13 protein-coding genes are annotated in these 19418 nt (G+C 60.9%); 8 read left to right on the top strand and 5 right to left on the bottom strand.

The window, feature by feature from the left end; all coding sequences use genetic code 11:
- Positions 1-15: 15 nt before the first annotated feature.
- Positions 16-2010 (bottom strand): cyclic di-GMP phosphodiesterase, encoded by a 1995-nt coding sequence (pdeR, locus tag ACMGGW_RS21880; protein ID WP_025304630.1) that lies wholly within the window; start codon positions 2008-2010, stop codon positions 16-18.
- A gap of 536 nt (positions 2011-2546) precedes the next feature.
- On the opposite strand from pdeR, the gene spy reads away from it, so the two are divergent.
- Positions 2547-3038, top strand: a complete 492-nt coding sequence (gene spy / locus ACMGGW_RS21875; RefSeq protein WP_043142950.1) for an ATP-independent periplasmic protein-refolding chaperone Spy — start codon at positions 2547-2549, stop codon at positions 3036-3038.
- Between the two features lie 94 nt (positions 3039-3132).
- Here spy and ACMGGW_RS21870 read toward each other — a convergent pair whose 3' ends face one another.
- Positions 3133-4350 carry a Tm-1-like ATP-binding domain-containing protein gene (locus ACMGGW_RS21870; protein WP_043142954.1) on the bottom strand — a complete coding sequence of 406 codons (1218 nt, stop codon included), beginning with the start codon at positions 4348-4350 and terminating at the stop codon, positions 3133-3135.
- Between the two features lie 264 nt (positions 4351-4614).
- On the opposite strand from ACMGGW_RS21870, the gene ACMGGW_RS21865 reads away from it, so the two are divergent.
- The 4 genes from ACMGGW_RS21865 to ACMGGW_RS21850 all read left to right on the top strand — a co-directional run bounded on the left by ACMGGW_RS21865 (position 4615) and on the right by ACMGGW_RS21850 (position 13285).
- The gene (locus ACMGGW_RS21865; RefSeq protein WP_038630005.1) at positions 4615-5253 is read left to right on the top strand and encodes a TetR/AcrR family transcriptional regulator; all 639 of its coding nucleotides are present in this window, start codon (positions 4615-4617) and stop codon (positions 5251-5253) included.
- A 478-nt stretch (positions 5254-5731) separates the two neighbouring features.
- A complete protein-coding gene (locus ACMGGW_RS21860; RefSeq protein ID WP_197833623.1) occupies positions 5732-8755 on the top strand; it encodes an autotransporter outer membrane beta-barrel domain-containing protein in 3024 nt (1007 codons plus the stop codon).
- A 118-nt stretch (positions 8756-8873) separates the two neighbouring features.
- Positions 8874-11978 carry an autotransporter outer membrane beta-barrel domain-containing protein gene (locus tag ACMGGW_RS21855; RefSeq protein ID WP_420279532.1) on the top strand — a complete coding sequence of 1035 codons (3105 nt, stop codon included), beginning with the start codon at positions 8874-8876 and terminating at the stop codon, positions 11976-11978.
- Between the two features lie 455 nt (positions 11979-12433).
- Entirely contained in the window at positions 12434-13285 is an 852-nt protein-coding gene (locus tag ACMGGW_RS21850) for a helix-turn-helix domain-containing protein (protein WP_049210183.1), read from the top strand.
- Here the strand turns inward: ACMGGW_RS21850 and ACMGGW_RS21845 are convergent.
- The 3 genes from ACMGGW_RS21845 to ACMGGW_RS21835 all read right to left on the bottom strand — a co-directional run bounded on the left by ACMGGW_RS21845 (position 13275) and on the right by ACMGGW_RS21835 (position 17061).
- Positions 13275-15059: a hybrid sensor histidine kinase/response regulator gene (locus ACMGGW_RS21845; protein ID WP_025304623.1), complete on the bottom strand. Its 1785-nt coding sequence runs from the start codon at positions 15057-15059 to the stop codon at positions 13275-13277. The genes ACMGGW_RS21850 and ACMGGW_RS21845 overlap by 11 nt on opposite strands.
- Positions 15056-15550: a molybdopterin-dependent oxidoreductase gene (locus ACMGGW_RS21840; protein ID WP_049205620.1), complete on the bottom strand. Its 495-nt coding sequence runs from the start codon at positions 15548-15550 to the stop codon at positions 15056-15058. Before ACMGGW_RS21840 ends, ACMGGW_RS21845 begins: the two co-directional genes overlap by 4 nt.
- Before the next feature lie 161 nt (positions 15551-15711).
- Positions 15712-17061, bottom strand: a complete 1350-nt coding sequence (locus ACMGGW_RS21835; RefSeq protein ID WP_049205619.1) for a PLP-dependent aminotransferase family protein — start codon at positions 17059-17061, stop codon at positions 15712-15714.
- A gap of 139 nt (positions 17062-17200) precedes the next feature.
- Between ACMGGW_RS21835 and ACMGGW_RS21830 the strand changes: the two genes are divergently transcribed.
- The 3 genes from ACMGGW_RS21830 to ACMGGW_RS21820 all read left to right on the top strand — a co-directional run bounded on the left by ACMGGW_RS21830 (position 17201) and on the right by ACMGGW_RS21820 (position 19351).
- Positions 17201-17830, top strand: a complete 630-nt coding sequence (locus ACMGGW_RS21830) for a LysE family translocator (RefSeq protein WP_043139101.1) — start codon at positions 17201-17203, stop codon at positions 17828-17830.
- 33 nt (positions 17831-17863) lie between these two features.
- On the top strand, positions 17864-18715 hold the full coding sequence (locus ACMGGW_RS21825) for a PhzF family phenazine biosynthesis protein (protein WP_043139098.1): 852 nt from the start codon (positions 17864-17866) through the stop codon (positions 18713-18715).
- A gap of 69 nt (positions 18716-18784) precedes the next feature.
- Positions 18785-19351: a DinB family protein gene (locus ACMGGW_RS21820; RefSeq protein ID WP_025304618.1), complete on the top strand. Its 567-nt coding sequence runs from the start codon at positions 18785-18787 to the stop codon at positions 19349-19351.
- Positions 19352-19418: the final 67 nt, after the last annotated feature.

The following is a 19418-nucleotide window of genomic DNA, read 5'->3' as shown; positions in this document are numbered from 1 at the left end:
GTTAACGCGCCCGCCTCACGCGGAAGGTGAGCGCGGGCGATAGGACTGCAGCCAATGCTCCAGCTGTTCCGGGAGCATTGGCCGCGCAAACAGAAAGCCCTGTTTTTCGTCCACGCCGACCTCGTCGAGGAAGTGGTTTTCGCTCTCGGTCTCCACCCCTTCGGCGATCACCCGGAAGGCCAGCGCCTCCGCCGCCGCGACGATCGCGCGTACCAGGGATTGCGATACCGGATTGAAATTCACCCCGCGCACGAAGCTTTTATCCAGCTTGATGGCGTCCAGAGGTATACGCGCCAGCTGCGCCAGTGACGAATAGCCGGTGCCGAAGTCGTCGAGATGCACCTGCGCGCCCAGTTCGCGTAGCCGGGTGATCAGCGCGCGCGCGCGGTTCTCGTCTTCAATCAGACTGCTTTCGGTCAGCTCGAAGTCCAGCAGACAGGGGGCCATGCGATGATGGCGCAGCACCCCGAGCAGGTCGTTGACGATGCCGTCGTCGGCCAACTGCCGGGCGGAGAGGTTGACCGCTACCCGCAGGTTCAATCCCTGTTCTTGCCACTGCGCTGCCTGGCTGGCGGCGGTCTGCAGCACCCATTGGCCCAGCGGGCCGATCAGGCCGGACTCCTCGGCGTAGGAGATGAACTGCAGCGGCGGGATCAGGCCGCGCTCCGGCGAATCCCAGCGCACCAGCGCTTCCACGCTGTGCACTTCGCCGCTGCGCGCGTCGATTTTAGGCTGGTAATACAACACCAGCTGATTTTGCTCCAGCCCTTTACGCAGATTGGTGTCCAGCCACATGTATTCGGCGACGCGTTTGTTCATCTCCGGCGAGAAGACGGTATAGGTGCGTTTGCCGTGCTCCTTGGCGACGTACATGGCGGTATCGGCGCTGCGGATCAGGCTGTCGAGATCGTTGCCGTGCTCCGGGCACAGCGCGATGCCGATCGAACAGCCGGTATACACCTCAATCAGGCCGATGCGGAAAGGGGTTTTCAGCCTGTCGATAATGCGCTGCGCCAGCGTTTGCAGGCGCTCGCGATCGGTTTGCGGCGCCAGCACCAGAAATTCGTCGCCGCCGAGGCGGGCGAGCACCTGATCCGGGCTCAGGCAGCCGAGGATCGCCAGCGCGACTTCGACCAGCAGCCGATCGCCGAACATATGGCCGTAGGCGTCGTTGACCTTTTTGAAGTTGTCGAGATCGAGGTACACCAGGCCGAAGCTCTCTTCGCTGCGCGTAGCGATGGCGTGGTTGATCTTATCCTGGATGGCGTTACGGTTAGGCAGGCCGGTGATAAGATCGGTGTTGGCCAGCACCCGCAGCCGTTCCTGCGCACGGCGTTCTTCGGTGATGTCGGTGCCGGAGCAGATCAAAAACACCTCGTTCTTGCCGCTGCCGCTGTGCACGAACTTATTGCGGAACAGAAACAGCCGTTCGCCCTTGACCGTCTTTACCCAACGCTCCACCTCATAAGACGATCCGTTGCGGAAGAAGCCGGCGATGTTGCGCCGCGAGGCGGCGGCTTCTTCCGGGCTCATAAACAGCTGGAAAACGTTTTTGCCGATCACTTCGTGTTCGTGCAGCCCGGTGTACTCCTCGCTCAGCCGGTTGAAACGCTGAATGCGGCCGTGCTGATCGACGATCACGATCACCGAGTTGGCTTCGGACACCACCTGCTCGGCAAAGGAGAGGCCGTGCACCAGATCGCGCGCCACGGATGGGGTGTCGCTGAAGGCGGAAGCGGTGCCCGCCCATTCGAGGTTGTTGACGCGGCGCCCGACCAGATGCAGATGCAGCGGTTCGCCGGCCAGCGTAATGGTCAGCTCAAGGCTGGCGGTTACGCCGGTTAGACGGCGAATTTTCGCCGCGTCCATGGCGCTGAGTGCCACCGCGACGTGGGCTTTGCCCTTAACGGCGGACAGCTCCAGGGCATTGCTGTCAAACGCCAGCCGCCAGTGGGGGCTTTGGGTGCCGAAGTGGGCGTTAAGAAGCTCAGGGCCTTGGTCTGCGGGCATGATGATTCCTCAAAAGAGCACGGGCGGCCGGTCGGCGCAGCTCCGGGCAGCCTGTTGGCCCGAAAGCGATCGCCGTACGCATCTGTGCATCATATAACAGGTTTTTGCAGGCGGGACGGGTGATGGAAACTATTATATAAGCAATGATTAGTTTTGCGGTGTAAACGTCGCCCGGCGGCCGCTTGCCTTAAAGTGTAGGAGAACATCGGATCCTATGATGCTTGTACTGACTTCCCCCTGCTATCGGAAAACGGTTGAGGCAAGATTGCCGTGCTGGCGAGTAAATTATAGCGGTGAGGGGAAAGCGGAAAAATAACTCCACCGGGGGGATTTTTGCCGAGAAATTAAAATTTCCATCAAATAAACGCCATCTTCATAGTTTTCTCATAATTGGTGAATAAATCCGAGACGGGTTTTAAAAAGTTTACACACCCTCGCATTACTTGAATTTTATCAGCCTATTATTATCTCCGACGACGAATGAGCCTGTTAACGTACAGCGCTCCTGATGAAGAAAAACTTTTAAGGAAATGATTATGCGTAAATTGACGGCTTTATTTATTGCTTCCACGCTGGCTCTGGGTTCTGCTTCCGCGGCGTTCGCCGCCGATACGGTGACTGCCCCGGCGGCGGATGCGGCGCCGATGAAAATGATGCATCACAAGGGTGAAGGTAAAGGCGGCCCGTTCGCCGGGTTGAACCTGACCGAGCAGCAGCGCCAGCAGATGCGCGATATTATGAAAGAGTCGCACCAGAAGCGCGGGCCGGGCATGAAAGAAGAACGCCAGGCGCTGCACAATCTGGTCGCTTCCGACAGCTTTGACGAAGCGAAGGCGAAGGCGCAAATTGACGCGATCGGCAAAGCACAATCCGAACGCATGCTGGAACGCGCCAAAGCGGAAAATAAAATGTATAACCTGCTGACACCTGAGCAGAAAAAACAATACAATGAGAATTATCAGAAACGCGAGCAAAAGATGATGGACCACATGAATAAAATGAAGGAGCAGATGTCCTCCGGTCAGTAATATCCGCTCGCGGTGAGTAAAAAAGGGCCAGGCTATTTGTCTGGCCCTTTTTCTATTTGGCGTTATCGCCGGCAGACTTTGTCGTGAGTGATAATCATTCTCCGCCGACAATGTGCTGGAAATGTTCGGCAACGGCCTGCGCAAAGCACGGGTCGTTAATATGATAAGGCGTTTTTATCAACCGGCGTTTGTCGGTGGCGTGCACCGTTTCTTCCAGCGCCTGCGTAAAGGCGGCCAGCGCCGCCGGATCCCAGAACGGTTGCCCGGGCGCATCCAAAGCCGATACGCCGCCTGTCGGGATAACGAAACGCACTTCGCCCGCGCAGGCGTTGATTTTTTCGCCCATCCAACGCCCCATTAACGCATTCTCCCGCGCGCTGGTACGCACCAGCGTCACTTGCGGGTTGTGATGGTGACGCAGACGGTTGGCATAGCGAGCCGGCACCGTATTCGGCGCGCCGAAGTTGATCATGTCTATCGCGCCGCAGGAGAGCACGCACGGGATGCCGGTACGCGCGATGGCACCGAAACGATCCATATTGCAGGGCAGCACACCGCCAAACAGGTAATCGGCCATTTCGGTGGTGGTCAAATCGATGGCGCCGTGCAGTTGGCGGTTATCGATCAGTTTTTCCAACGACCTGCCGCCGCTGCCAGTCGCATGAAACGTCAGACAATCCCATTGTGTTCCCAGTTCGGCCACCAACGCCTGAACGCAGGGCGTGGTGACGCCAAACGTCGTCAGGCCGATCGCGGGTTTGTTGTCGTGATAGTCGACGGCGGCGAAGTGCACTGCGCCGGCTATCTGGCGTGCCGCGTTGCCTAGCACCTGTCGCGAGATGCGGTTAAGACCGGCGAGATCGGTGACCGAATACAGCATGTTGATATCGCTGGCGCCGACATAGGCGGAAACGTCTCCTGCCGCCATGCTTGAGACCATTATTTTCGGCAGGCCAATCGGCAGCTGCTGCATGGCCGGCGTGATGATGGCGGTGCCGCCGGAGCCGCCCAGACCCAGCAAGGCGGCGATATCGCGGCGCGTCAGGATAAAACGTTCGAAAGCGGTCGCCATAGCGGCGATCGCCTGGCCGCGACTGGCGCAAAAGACCGCACCGGCGCCTGCCGGATGGTGGCGAGCAACGTCCTCTGGACCGATATCGGCCGGGGAGTCAAACGGCAAGCGACGAGTGGAAAGATCGACGGTTCGCGTGGGTAAATTCAGGGCAGCGATTAGCCGCCGTACATACTCCAACTCTTGTCCTTTCGTATCTGCTGTGGTAGCAATATAGACAAAATTTGAAGTTTCTTTCATGTGTCTTCCTGGGGTGTTTCTAATTTTTATTTAAAAATCATTTTATTATATTTTTTAGGGTGCCCTGGTGTTGGCATTTAAATTAAATTGATTAATGTATTTATATAATGAGACGGTAGTATCATTTTTGCAAGGGCAGCTCAGTGCAAAATGGGACTCCTGTCTCATTTTTGAGCTTTTCAACGTGGCCGGCGCTTTGCCGGTAGCCAGTCGACAGAGGCGCATCCTCTGTTGCGCAAGCGTGTGCAGATGTATGAGGTTTAAGTGCCGATAAATGCTTTTCCCACCCCGTTCGATCCTTCACTGACTTCCACACGGGCAAAAACCTACCGTTTGTTGCTGGCCAGCGCGATGGCGCTGTATGACGAAGGGGCGTTTCCTTCGATCACCGAGCTGGCGGCGCATGCCCAGGTATCGCGCGCGACCGCCTACCGTTATTTTCCGACCCAGAGTGCGCTGATTAGCGCCGTGGTGGCGGAAAGCCTGGGGCCTATTCTGGAATGGCGCCCGCAGGACGACGATGCCCTGAAGCGTATCCAGCAGTTGCTGACCTTCGCCTATCCTCAGATGGAACGGCACGAGGGAGCATTGCGTGCGGCACTGCAGCTCTCTTTGCAGCAGTGGGCGCACGCCACGCCGGGCGAAAAATTCGTGCGCGGCAACCGCAAGCGTCTGTTGGCGCTGGCGGTAGAACCGTTGCAGGGCAAACTGCCGCCGGATTCTCTACAGAGAGTGATTCATGCTTTCTCGCTGATTTACGGCTCGGAGGTATTCCTGGTGTTGAAAGATATCTGGGGGCTGGAACTTGAGGGCATTCAGGACGTCACGCAATGGATGGCCAAAGCCATCCTGCGTCAGGCGGAAGAGGACGCGACGAACCGCAAAAAAACATCAGCAGGATAATCCAATTTTTGCCGATGACCGAGTGAAAAACCAGCATAATTCACTGAGTGAATATTGGCAAAATTTATAATTAAAAGTGATAAAAGACGCCTGTTAAGCACTTTTCAGGCGGCCATCTCCTTCATTCGATCTTTGTTTATATTTTTATTTATCAGTGTATTGAGGTTTTTCCTCTCACTTTTTATCGCCGCTTCGCTACCGGCAAACGTCATTGCCATTTCTTATTGGCGTTGGCCTGATTCACCCCTGAAACGTTCTCTCCCCCCGCCGAACTGCCGAGTGACACATTAAGCGCACTTGAGATTGTTGTGCTTTATTTATTTGGTGTTACCAAACTGTTACACAAAAAATCTTATAAAACATTTGCAAACAACAACGGACGGTATCTGGGATGGAGAAGAAACTTAGAGGAGTCAAATCCGCTCGGGCGGCCTTCGGCTGGCCTGAAATCGGAGTTCATCGCGCACAATGGAGCGCGATGCTGATCTGCCTGACGGCGATCGGCGGGGCGCAGGCCTCCAGCTATATAGAGAACGGCAAAGCGGGCGATCCGGCCAGTTGGCGCAGCAGTGAGTTCAACGCGGAATGGGGGCTGGGAGCGATCCACGCCGACCAGGCCTACGCCGCCGGTTATACCGGAAAAGGCATCAAACTCGGTATTTTCGACCAGCCAGTCTACGCCAAGCACCCCGAATTTTCCGGCCCAGATAAGGTGATCAATCTGGTTACCCATGGCACTCGCGAATACACCGATCCCTATATTCCAGTGAAAAAAGGCGATGACTTCCGCTATGACGGTACGCCAAGCACCGACTCCAGCGGCAAATTAGGCTCGCACGGCACCCACGTGGGCGGCATCGCCGCCGGCAGCCGCGACGGTGGCGCCATGCATGGGGTGGCATTCAACGCGCAGATCATCAGCGCAGAAAACGGCGACCCCGGCCCGGAGGACGGCATTGTGCTCGGTAACGACGGCGCGGTTTACCAGGCCGGCTGGGAGGCGCTGGTGGCCAGCGGCGCGCGCATCATCAATAACAGTTGGGGCATCGGCATCACCGAGAAATTCGATGAAGGCGGGTATGACCCGGCTTATCCGCACTTCACGGTGAACGATGCGCAAAAGCAGTTCGATCAGATCAAAACGATCCTGGGCACCAAGCCCGGTGGCGCCTATCAGGGCGCGATCGACGCGGCGCGCAGCGGCGTGGTCACCATCTTCGCCGCCGGCAACGACGGTAACCTCAACAACCCGGATGCCATGGCCGGCCTGGCCTACTTCGTGCCGGACATCGCGCCGAACTGGCTGTCGGTCGCCAGCCTGCAGGATCCCAACAATACCGGCGATTACAGCATCAGCACCTTCTCTTCCCGTTGCGGCTATACCGCCAGTTTGTGCGTCTCGGCACCGGGTACCCGGGTGTACAGCTCGGTGATCGCGGGCACCGGTGTGGACGACCTGACGACCGGCTATGCCAATAAAAGCGGTACCTCGATGGCGGCGCCGCACGTGGCCGGCAGCGTTGCGGTGCTGATGGAGCGTTTCCCGTATTTGAATGGCGCGCAGGTGGCGGAAGTGCTGAAAACCACCGCCACCGACATGGGCGCGCCGGGCATCGACGCGCTCTACGGCTGGGGGATGATCAACCTGGGCAAGGCCATCAACGGCCCGGGCATGTTGGTGACCGCTGAGGATATTCCCGAAGAGTTCCGCATCCCGGATCCGACGGGCGTGGCTTATGGCCCGACCCAGTTCGTGGTCGATCTGCCGGGCGTCGGCGCGGTGCTGGACAAGGGTAAACCGACCGAGCGCGTCTGCAGCAGCGATCTTTGCGGCCTGGACTTCTGGAGCAACGACATCTCCGGCCACGGCGGCCTGACCAAGCAGGGCATCGGCACCCTGGTGCTGACCGGTAACAACACCTATGCCGGCCCGACGCTGGTCAATCAGGGGCGGCTGGCGATCAACGGCTCGGTCACCTCGGCCGTCAGCGTGCAGAGCGGCGGTATTGTCGGCGGCAGTGGCACGGTCGGTTCGCTGACCGCCCGTGATGGCGGCACCGTGGCGCCGGGCAACTCGATCGGCACCCTGAACGTGGCCGGCAACGTCAGCTTCGAGCCGGGCTCGCGCTACGCGGTGGAAGTGGGCCCGAACGGCCAGAGCGATCGGATCCAGAGCAGCGGATCGGCGACGATCGGCGGCGGCGAGGTGGCGGTGACGCTGGAGAACAGCCCCAACCTGCTGACGCAAAGCGAGGTGCGCAGCCTGCTGGGCCAGCAGTACACCGTCCTGAGCGCGCAGCAGGGGGTCAGCGGGCAGTTTGACGCGGTGGCGCCGAACTACCTGTTCCTCGGCACCGGGCTGAGCTACCAGCCGACCGGGGTGACGCTGAGCGTCGGGCGCAACGGCACGAGCTTCGCCAGCGTGGCGCAGACCTCGAACGAGCGGGCGGTGGCGGTGGCGGCGGATGCGCTGGCGGCGGGCAACCCGTTGTACGAGAGCCTGCTCACCAGCGGCACGGCGGGCGAAGCGCGGCAGGCGTTCCGTCAGCTGTCGGGGCAAATCCATGCGGATATCGCCTCGGCGCTGGTGAACGACAGCCGCTACCTGCGTGAGGCGCTGAACGGGCGTCTGCGTCAGGCGGAAGGGCTGGCGAGCTCGTCGGCCATCAAGGCGGACGAGGACGGCGCCTGGGCGCAGCTGCTGGGGGCATGGGACCACGCGTCGGGCGACGCCAACGCCACCGGCTATCAGGCCTCGACCTACGGGGTGCTGGTGGGGCTGGACTCGGCGGTTGCGGGCGACGGGCGACTGGGGGTGGCGACCGGCTACACCCGCACCTCGCTGCACGGCGGTTACGGGTCGAAGGCGGACAGCGACAACTACCACCTGGCGGCGTACGGCGACAAGCAGTTCGGGGCGCTGGCGCTGCGCGGCGGGGCGGGCTACACCTGGCACCGCATCGACACCAAGCGGTCGGTGAACTACGGGATGCAGTCGGACCGTGACACGGCGAAGTACAGCGCGCGCACCGAACAGCTGTTCGCGGAAGCGGGCTACGGCGTGCAGGGCGAGTGGCTGAACCTGGAGCCGTTCGTCAACCTGGCGTACGTGAACTTCGAAAACAACGGCATCGCGGAAAGCGGCGGCGCGGCGGCACTGCGCGGCGACAAGCAGCATACCGACGCGACGGTGTCGACGCTGGGGCTGCGTGCAGACACCGCGTGGCAGGTGACCCCGGGCACGACGGTGGCGCTGCGCAGCGAGCTGGGGTGGCAGCACCAGTACGGCGGTCTGGACCGTGGCACCGGGCTGCGGTTCAACGGCGGCAACGCGCCGTTCGTGGTGGACAGCGTGCCGGTCTCGCGTGACGGCATGGTGTTGAAGGCAGGGGCGGAAGTGGCGGTGAACGAGAACGCCACGCTGTCGCTGGGCTACGGCGGACTGCTGTCGCAAAACCATCAGGACAACAGCGTCAACGCCGGTTTCACCTGGCGCTTCTAAGCAACATCGACTCAATCCTTGTACGGGAACCGTCTGCGGGCGGTTCCTTTTTCACATCCTGCTAATGAGAACCCGGCGCACCTGGGGCGTCGGCCAATAACAAGCAAAAGGTAAGGAAATGACAACAACAATGGGTTTTGATAGCAAAGGAAACGCTCGCCGCTTGCCGTGGCGGCTGAACGCGTTGGTCTGCTGCATGGCGCTGGCGGGGTATGCACAGGCGGCGCCGCACGAGGTGAACGGCCAACCCGGCGATCCGGCCAGCTGGCGCAGCGCCGAATTCAACGCCAACTGGGGGCTGGGGGCGATCCACGCCGATGAGGCCTACGCCGCCGGCTACACCGGCAAAGGGCAGAAGGTGGGCATTTTCGACACTCCGGTCAACCGTCATCCCGAGTTCGCCGGTGACGGCAAACTGATCAACGTCGTCACCGAGGGCTACCGCGCCTATACCGATCCACACCGGCCGGGGATTAACGCCGGCGATCGTTTTTACTTCGACGGCACATTCCACTTCTACAGCGGCTCGCAGGGCATGCTGAGCAATCACGGGGTGCACGTCGCGGGGATCAGCGCGGCGAACCGCGACGGCATCGGCATGCACGGCGTGGCCTTCGATTCGCAGGTGATCAGCGTCGATAACGATAACGACGGCCCGGCCTACGGCGAATTCCTCGGCCTGGACGGCGCCGTCACCAATGCCGGCTGGCAGGCGATGATCAACAGCGGTGCACGGGTGATCAACAACAGCTGGGGCGTCAGTATTCCCGATTTCCTGTCCGACGGCGGCCGCGATCCTAACGCGCTGCACTTTGAGCTGAAGGATGCGCAGGAACAATTCGATCAGGTCAAACCGCTGCTCGGCAGCCTGGCCGGCGCAGGCTATCAGGGCGCGATCGATGCGGCGCGCAAAAACATTCTGGTGCTGTTCGCCGCCGGCAACGACGGCAACTACAACCAGCCGGATGTGATCAGCGGGCTGGCCTACTTCGTGCCGGACATCGCGCCGAACTGGCTGTCGGTCGCCAGCGTGGCGCAGGATGCGGCATCGACCAACAGCGTGCCTTATACCATCAGCAGCTTCTCTTCCCGCTGCGGCTATACCGCCAGCTTCTGCGTCTCGTCGCCGGGCAGCAAAATCTACAGCACCGTGGCCAACGGTTCCGATCCGGCCAACCTGGTGTCGGACTACGGCAATAAAAACGGCACCTCGATGGCGACGCCGCACGTGACCGGCGCGGTGGCGGTGTTGCTGCAGCGCTTCCCGTACATGAGCTCGGCGCAGATTGCCGACGTGCTGAAAACCACCGCCACCGACATGGGTGCGCCGGGCATCGACGCGCTCTACGGCTGGGGGATGATCAACCTGGGCAAGGCCATCAACGGCCCGGGCATGTTCTATACCGTCGAAGATATTCCTGCGGAGTTCCGCATCCCGGATCCGACGGGCGTGGCCTATGGCCCGACCCAGTTTGTCGCCAATATTCCGGGGAGGGGCGCCGAGGTGGATGCCGGTACGCTGCACGCCAGGAAATGTGATGACTTCCACTGTGGATGGGAAATCTACTCCAACAACATTTCCGGTCACGGCGGCCTGACCAAAGAGGGCGCGGGAATCCTGGAACTGACCGGTGCCAACACCTATGCCGGCCCGACGCTGGTCAATCAGGGTCGGCTGGCGATCAATGGCTCGGTCACCTCGGCCGTCAGCGTGCAGAGCGGCGGCATCGTCGGCGGCAGCGGCACGGTCGGTTCGCTGACCGCCCGCCGCGGCGGCACCGTGGCGCCGGGCAACTCGATCGGCACCCTGAACGTGGCGGGCAACTTCAGCTTCGAACCGGGCTCGCGCTACGCGGTGGAAGTGGGGCCGAACGGCCAGAGCGATCGGATCCAGAGCAGCGGAGCGGCGACGATCGGCGGCGGTGAGGTGGCGGTGACGCTGGAGAACAGCGCCAACCTACTGACGCAAAGCGAGGTGCGCAGCCTGCTGGGCCAGCAGTACACCATCCTGAGCGCGCAGCAGGGGGTGAGCGGGCAGTTTGACGCGGTGGCGCCGAACTACCTGTTCCTCGGTACCGGGCTGAGCTACCAGCCGACCGGGGTGACGCTGAGCGTCGGGCGCAACGGCACGAGCTTCGCCAGCGTGGCGCAGACCTCGAACGAGCGGGCGGTGGCGGCGGCGGCGGATGCGCTGGCGGCGGGCAACCCGGTGTACGAGAGCCTGCTCAACAGCGGCACGGCGGGCGAAGCGCGGCAGGCGTTCCGTCAGCTGTCGGGGCAAATCCATGCGGATATCGCCTCGGCGCTGGTGAACGACAGCCGCTACCTGCGTGAGGCGCTGAACGGGCGTCTGCGTCAGGCGGAAGGGCTGGCGAGCTCGTCGGCCATCAAGGCGGACGAGGACGGCGCCTGGGCGCAGCTGCTGGGGGCATGGGACCACGCGTCGGGCGACGCCAACGCCACCGGCTATCAGGCCTCGACCTACGGGGTGCTGGTGGGGCTGGACTCGGCGGTTGCGGGCGACGGGCGACTGGGGGTGGCGACCGGCTACACCCGCACCTCGCTGCACGGCGGTTACGGGTCGAAGGCGGACAGCGACAACTACCACCTGGCGGCGTACGGCGACAAGCAGTTCGGGGCGCTGGCGCTGCGCGGCGGGGCGGGCTACACCTGGCACCGCATCGACACCAAGCGGTCGGTGAACTACGGGATGCAGTCGGACCGTGACACGGCGAAGTACAGCGCGCGCACCGAGCAGCTGTTCGCGGAAGCGGGCTACGGCGTGCAGGGCGAGTGGCTGAACCTGGAGCCGTTCGTGAACCTGGCGTACGTGAACTTCGAGAACAACGGCATCGCGGAAAGCGGCGGCGCGGCGGCATTGCGCGGCGACAAGCAGCACACGGATGCGACGGTGTCGACGCTGGGCCTGCGTGCGGACACCGAATGGCAGGTGAGCGCGGGCACGACGGTGGCGCTGCGCAGTGAGCTGGGGTGGCAACACCAGTACGGCGGGCTGGACCGTGGCACCGGGCTGCGGTTCAACGGCGGCAACGCGCCGTTCGTGGTGGACAGCGTGCCGGTGTCGCGTGACGGCATGGTGTTGAAGGCAGGGGCGGAAGTGGCGGTGAACGAGAATGCCACGCTGTCGCTGGGCTACGGCGGACTGCTGTCGCAAAACCATCAGGACAACAGCGTCAACGCCGGCTTCACCTGGCGCTTCTGACGTTCAGCAGCGATCTCAAGGACAACGGAGCCGGCATGCCGGCTCCGTTTTTATTTGCGGCTGTGGGGTGAGTCCGTATGATGGCGCGGCGCCAGGGCAATAAAAAACCGGGACCCTGACGGATCCCGGCTTAAAAGTGGGTAAAACAGATTAGCGCTAAAGGCTCAAGCCCCGTTTGATTTGCGCAGTCCGAGCGATGTGGACATCGTCTCAGTAGCGGCAACGGAACAAATTTTCCCTGGTGTTACTATGGTTATTATTAAAAAACGTGCTGGTGTTATTTTTTATAGTGTATTGCTGTATGTCTCTTTTGATACCATGTTTGACGATGCAACATGGTATGTCAAGCAACGTTTTTAACGCATAATTGCATCAGATGCTAGTTTTAGATGTGGCTTTTTCAGCAGAAATAATCAAAACGACTGATAAATCAGTAAAAAAAATCGAAGGAACAAATGGATAACAATCACCAAAAATTCGATTCACAGTCGATTGCCAATCGGGTCAGGGAGCTGTTTTTACATTACGGGATTGGAAAACGTCAGCATGCCCGCGAGCTCAGCCGCATCTTGGATCTGAGTTTTTCACATGCGCACCGCAAACTGAAAGGGCAAAGCCCCTGGACGCTGGAACAGATCAACAGCGTCGCGGCCGCGCTCGGAGAAACGCCGGCGGCGATCGCCGATTTGAGCGCCGAACACGAGACTCCCGAGCCAAACATGGCGCGCGATGCCATCTTTGTCGTGGCGGGGGTGGCGATACCTTGCATCGGGCACATCGGCGACGAGCTTCCTGCCGGGCGGCCGGCGGAATTTGTGGCGCTGCGCGTGGAAGGGCAGTGGCATATCTATCGCACCGATGAGGCGCCGGCAGGCCCGCGTTACGGCGTCGATCTGATCGAAATCCGGCCCGGCTTCGGCGACGACGAGCGGCTGAGCATCGCGGTATTGGACGATTCGCATCAGGCGGCCGATGAACTGGCCAAGTATCTGGGTGGCTGCGGGTTCAACGCGGTGGCGTTTTACGACGTCGACAGTTTCTGTCAGGCGTTGCAGCAAAGCCTGTTCGACGGTTATGTGGTGGACTGGTTGATCGGTGAGGAAACGGCGGATCGCTGTATCGCTACCATCCGCGCCTCCGACAATCCGGACGCGCCGGTACTGGTGCTGACCGGTGAACTGGGCACCGACCGACGCGAATCGGAAATCGCTCAGGCGATGCGCGAGTACGACGTGCTCGGCCCTTATGAAAAACCGGTGCGGCTCCATGTGATCGAAGCCGCACTGCAACGCTGTTTTAATCTTTAGCGGGGAACACCTCGGCCAGCGCGCTCGACAGCGCATCCAGTCGAACCGGCTTCATCAGGTAGTTATCGAACAGGGCGCGCTGATCCGCCGTTAACTGCTCCGGCGTGTAGGCGCTGATGCCGATGATCGGCACATGGCGGTTGGGGCCGCGACGGTTGCGCAGCTGCCTGGCCAGAGCAGCGCCGTCGATGCCCGGCATCTGCAAATCCAGCAACAGCGCATCGTAAGGACGTCTGAGCAGCTTCTGCAGTGCGCGTTCCGGCGAGTCGCACAGTTCGTGCTGGTAACCCAACTTGTCCAGCAGCGCCGCAAAGGCGTCACCCACCGACTTGTTGTCATCCACCACCAGAACCTGCTGCGGCTTATGCTGCAGAGAGGCATTGGCGGCGGCGGGCTCGTCGGCACGTTCGTCTTCACTGATCTGCACCGGAATGCTGACGATAAAGGTGCTGCCCTTCTTGATTTCGCTGTACACCGTGATGGTGCCGTTAAGCAACGTCACCAGGCCGTGCACGATCGCCAACCCCATCCCCACGCCGGCGTACTGCTTGGTATGCGACTGATCCAACTGGGTAAAGGGCTTGAAGATCTGATCGAGCTGGTCTTTTTCGATACCGATGCCGGTGTCAGTCACTTCGATAATCAACGAACTGCCGCCCGGTTGGCGGCGCAGGCAGCTGTGCAGCGTAATGCTGCCGCTTTCGGTGTACTTGTAGGCGTTGGTCAGCAGGTTGACGATAATCTGCCGGATGCGCAGCGGATCGGAGTGCACCAGCAGGTGGCTGCATTCCACTTCACAGCTGAGTTTGACCTGTTCTTTGCGGGTCAGGGTGGCGATTTCGTTGGCGGTCTCCGCGATCAGCTTCTGCGCGTCGAACGGTACGATGCGCAATTCCATCATGCCGCTGTCGAGGTGCGCGTAGTCGGTCAGATCTTTCATCTGGCTTTCGATTTGCTGCGCGGCGGTCTCCAGCCGCTGGAAGGTGTCCGCATGCTCTGCCGACACACGGGTATTCACCAGCACGTCGATGGCCGACATCACGCTCTGCAATGAGGTGCGCAGCTCGTGGCCAATAGCGCCGAGGAAGGCGTTTTTGGTGCGCGTCGCTTTCTCCGCCTCAATCGCCTTGGCCTGTTGGCGAATGGTCAGCCGCTGCTGGCGGAACACGATCAGGGTGATGGCGATCAGCGCGATCACCGAGAACATGACGATCACCAGCCCATAGAAAATAATGTGCCGCTTCTCGATGTAGTCCTCATAGGCGGCGGTGCGCTGCTTCACCTCGGCATGGTCGGTCAGGTTGGCCATTTCGATGGAGTAAGGCTTGATGGCCTTCATGGCTGCGAAAACCTGGTCGAAGTCGATTTTCGGGCTGTCCAGCAGCTTATCGATGCGATCCATCTGCAGGCGCATCTGTTTGACCACTTCCGGGTAGCCCGGCTCGGCGTACAGCGGCTGGGTCGATTCGGAGACGGTTTCCAGCACGTAAAAACGCGAATAGAGGATTTCGAACCGCAGCCGCAGGTTGTCGTTGTCCACCTGCGGCGCGTGACTTTGCTGTTCGACCAGCGTGTCGAACTCCGCCAGCTTGATGGAGAACTTGGCGATCGACCAGGAGTAGTTCTCCTGCGTGCCGGCGATGGCATACAGCCCTTTCTTCGACAGGGTGGCGCTGTAGTAATAGAGCGTGACGGTTGAAGCCACTAAAAACAGCGCGGCAAAGATGGCCGGGATCGCCAGCCTGCTGCCGTTCTTAAAGGTCGTCAGCTTCATTTGATCACGATCCTGTCGACTTGCCAGATAAAGCGTGAATTGTACAACGGCGAGTTCAGTTCAGGCCCGGCGGCGTCACGCGGGTACACCAGGAACAGCGGGCCGAAGTTTCTGAGCTTCAGCATTTCCCCGTCCATCTTGTAGGCCAGGATCATGTTGTATTTCGTGACGTCGGACAGCGGCACGTCGATGTAATAATCGTTCAGCGCGTAGAAGGTCAGCGTCTCGCCCTTGGCGCCGACGCGCTCCAGGATATCGGCCACCGAAATCCCTTCGAATTTTCTCTGCGGCGTCCAGGACGTGGAGGTGGTGATGCTGCGCACCGGCATCGCCAACAGTTGTTTATCGGTGAACAGATAGCTTTTGTTGACCGGGTCGGTCACGTTGTCGATCTTGCCCGCCACTTCCAGGGTAAAGCTGAGGGCGCTGCTCTGGGCGATAATCAGGGCCACGCAGGCTATCGCAAGGGTTTTGCATAGTTTGAACAGCATCGGTGTTCTCCAGAGGCGCGGGGAGGTTGTATCAGTCCCGCTAATTTATCAGGCAGAATAATGGCAGAAAAAGCAGGCGGGTGCGAAGGGAATAGTAAACCGCACAAAAAGAACAGGTCTGGGTCGGTCGGCCCGTGCGCGTAACCTTTCCCTTCCGTTTGTCAGCCGTTCCGATGTGCTTTCAACAGCTGGGCCAGCTGCGTCAGGCCTGCCGTTAGCTCGTCCAGTGAGGGGGAACCCAGGCACAGGCGAATGCCCGATTCACTTTCGCCGTCATTGACCATGACCGCGGCCGGCGGCGTGACTTTAACGCCCGCCAACGCGGCGGCGGCGGCCACAGACTCGGCGGTTTCGCGCGGCATCGGCAGCCAGACATGGTAAGCGTCGGGATGCGATACGCATTCGTCGGCATCGAATATCGAGGTAGCCAGATGCACTCTTCGCTGAGCCTCATGGCGCAACGCTTGCGGTATCACCTCGATCGCGCCGCTGGACAACCACTCCCCCACCACGGCGCAAGACAGTGGCGAAGGTGCGAAGGGAATATCTTGCAAGGCTTCTTCCGCCGCGGTTTGCATGTCGGGCGGTAGAGTCAGCATACCGATCCGCAACCCCGGGCCGAGCGTTTTCGACAGGCCATTGACATGGAACACCCGCTCGGGTGCCAACGTCGCGAGCGCAGGCACTGCTGAATGCCCTAGGGCATACACGCCATCCTCGATGATCCAGACATTCGCCTGCCGGCATATCTCGACGATAGCCCGCCTGCGCTCGGCGCTCATGGTGGCGGTCGTCGGGTTATGCAGCGTCGGTGTCAGATAGACCGCAATATGGCCGGAGGAGACACGCTCGAGCGCGCTCGCCAGCGCCTGCGGCACCATGCCTTGCGCATCGATCTCCACGCCGATCAGGCGATGGCCTTTACGTCGGGCCAGCGCGATCGCGCCGGGGTAGGTCAGCCTCTCGGTCAGTATCGTCCCGCGTGGCCCGCAGGCCAGGTCAAATGCCAACGAAATCGCCTGACGGGCATTGCTGGTCAGCGCCAGGTGCGACGGTTCGATCGTGACGCCGGCGTTTTCCAGCCAGCGGGCCAACAGACGCCGATGTTCCAAGTGCCCGGTCGGAGGGGAATAGAGGTTCAGATGATCTGCATCCATTTTCCGTGCGATGCCGGCCAGCGTGCGTGCCAGCAAACGGTCAGTCAGCATCGCCGGCGGCGCATTGGACGAGAGATCGATTTCACGTTCTTCACGGGCGCGGCGGATCGCCACGAACATCCCGCGCCCCTTCACGCTGCGGACCAGCCCGCGTCGTTCCAGGATGGCGTAGGCTTTGGTCACCGTGCCCAGACCGATCGCCAATTGCCAGGCGAGGGGGCGGTGTGCCGGCAAACGATCGCCTCCTTGCAGCTTGCCCTCGATAATGTCGTCAGCCAACGCCAGCACCAGCCGTTCGACGGTAGTGGCTTCCACGTTGGCCAGGCGGGGTTGCCAGGGGGATTGAAGCCGCATGGTCGCTCTCCGGAGAAAGAATATAGTGTCACGTGACACTATTTAAATAGGCGAAAAGTGTAACACATACTATGTTGGTGAGGAGTCCCGGCGTTTTCAACAACGGCTCGGCCGTAAGGCGGGCCAGCGGAGTTTTTCCATGATGGTCAGTCAGCTTGCATTGGTTTACGGCGCCTATCTCCTCGCTACCGCCAGCCCCGGCCCCAGCAACATGGCGATCATGGGCGTGGCGATGCGTGACGGCCGCAGGCCCGCATTGGTGCTGGCCGCCGGCGTGATGACCGGATCGCTGTGCTGGGCGATGTTGGCCGCGACCGGCCTTTCCGCCGTGTTGGCCACGTATGCGCAGGCGCTGTGGACCATCAAAATCGTTGGCGGCGTGTATATGCTGTATCTGGCGCTGCGCGCTGGAAAGTCCGCGTTACGGACGTCCGCCGCGGCGCCGGGCATGGCCGCAGGGCGCGATGCGCGGCCTTATCGGGCGCTTTATCGGCAGGGCGTGCTGATGCACCTCGGCAATCCCAAGGCCATCATGTCCTGGATGGCGATCATGTCGCTGGGATTGCGGCAAGGCGCGCCTGAGCAGGTTTTACCGGCAATTATTGGCGGTTGCGCGCTGCTCGGCGTGACGATTTTCGGGGGGTATGCCCTGCTGTTCTCAACGGCGCCGATGATCGCGTTTTACACCCGGGTGAGGCGCTGGATTGAAGGAACGCTTGCGCTGCTGTTCGCTTTGGCGGGCCTGGAGCTGTTGATATCGCGGGGGTAATGAACGCCCGGCGTTAACCTGAGGAGAGAAGCGATGGTTTTTGGCATGCAGATGGTGGATGTCTTTGGCGCCGGGCCGCTCGCCGGCAATCCGTTGGCGGTGATCACGGGCGCCGGAGCGTTGTCGACGGAAGACATGCAGTGTTTGACGCGTTGGTTCAACCTGTCGGAGACGGCCTTTTTGCTGCCGCCGACGCACCCCCAGGCGGATTACCGGGTGCGGATATTCACGCTGGATCGTGAAATGCCGTTTGCCGGGCACCCGACGCTGGGCAGTTGTCATGCCTGGCTCACTGCGGAGGGGATGCCGCGCAATAGGGCGGAGATCATCCAGGAATGCGGGGCGGGCTTGGTGAGCATTCGCCGCGAGGCAGGACGGCTGTGTTTTGCCGCGCCGCCGTTGATTCGCTCCGGGGCGCCCTCAGAAGAGACGTTGGCCGACGCGCTGCAGTTTTTAGGTATCGCGCCTGAGGAGGCGCTCGATGCCGCCTGGATCGATAACGGTCCGGGGTGGCTGGGGATCCGGCTGGCCAGCGCTGAGCGGGTACTTTCCCTGACGCCGGCGAGAAGCTGGCCGCGCAGAGTGGACATTGGCGTCGTCGGCCCACATGCCGATGGTGACGCAGCCTTCGAAGTTCGCGCCTTTTTGAGCGATCATCTTGGCGCTATCGTCGAAGATCCGGTCACCGGCAGCCTCAATGCCTCGCTGGCCCAGTGGTTGTTCGCAAGCGGCGTGGTCAGCGGTGGCTATATCGCCGCCCAGGGCCGCTGCCGTGGGCGCAACGGGCGCGTGCATATCACCCACGACGAGAGCGGCCGGATTTGGGTGGGCGGCAATACGCGCACTCAGGTCGAAGGGCGGCTGCAAGGGATTGGCACGGCGTAGAAAGCGTCGCCGCACTGTGTGCGGCTGAACGGAATATCGATTTTCATCCGATGATAAGGAGTGAACAGTATGTCTGCGATGCCACCAAACGATACCCCCGTCGAAGCTGATATTACGCAGCCGACGACGGTCACCGAAACGTTGAAAATGCTGGTACGTTACAAAGCGTGGGCGAATGCGCTGACCTTTGACACCGTGATGTCCTTGCCGGCCGGTGAAGCCTTACGGCAGCGGCCGACCCGTTTTGGCAATATGGTGCATACCTTAAATCATGTGTACGTGGTGGACGATATCTTCAGGCACCATCTGCAAGGTCGAAAACATGGCTACCTCGCGCGCAACACCGAGCAAACGCCTGCGCTTGACGACTTGCGGTGTGCGGTGGAGGAAATGGACCGCTGGTATATCGAACAGGTGGACAACTGGTCACCCGAGGCGCTGGCGCAGGTGGTACATTTCGAGTTCGTCGGCGGGGGGGAAGGCCGGATGACGCGCCAGGAAATCGTGCTGCATGTCGTCAACCACGCTACCTATCATCGCGGTTTTGTCGGCGATATGCTCTATCAAGTACCCTTCGCCTCGCCGGCGAACGATTTGCCGGTGTTTCTTCGCGATCATTACCGCCAGGCGCGGTGAGGCGAGCGAGAGAAATAAAAAAGCCAGACGCTTTCGCGCCTGGCCTGTTACGCGCCGAAACCCGGCG

This window comes from Serratia sp. BNK-4, assembly GCF_048685115.1.
In the GTDB taxonomy this organism is placed as follows: Bacteria; Pseudomonadota; Gammaproteobacteria; order Enterobacterales; family Enterobacteriaceae; genus Serratia; species Serratia bockelmannii.
This window is presented reverse-complemented; position numbering and strand designations above follow the sequence as displayed.